Here is a 297-nt window from a genome sequence, read left to right on the forward strand (position 1 = left end):
TCCGGATGGTGCATTCCGCATTCGCGGGCACGGTGACGGCAGACACCTCCATCAGCTCCCAGCGCAGAAAATGCAGTCCGCCTCCGTCCAGATAAGTGTATTCATGGGGCCGGAAGCCCACAGAAAGCCCCCTGACCAGCCCGGTCTTAATGGCAGCCCAGGCCTCATCCAGCCGGGCTGCCATCTGGGAGGGCATCCCCGGCTCCGGCTTCACCAGCATTGCCGTGATTTCCAGCCCTTCCCTGACCCGACGCACCGTACACTGGCCTACAGGGCGGGAATGGTCATGCTGCCAGA

The 297-nt window shown here is 63.3% G+C and carries 1 protein-coding gene; it reads right to left on the reverse strand.

What is annotated here, in order from left to right; genetic code table 11:
• Positions 1 to 297 (reverse strand): HK97 family phage prohead protease (locus tag HEN33_RS25745; protein ID WP_183083563.1); only part of this gene is annotated, 297 nt, incomplete at both ends.

The sequence above is a fragment of the Escherichia sp. 94.0001 genome (assembly GCF_013369155.2).
Classification (GTDB): domain Bacteria; phylum Pseudomonadota; class Gammaproteobacteria; order Enterobacterales; family Enterobacteriaceae; genus Escherichia; species Escherichia coli_F.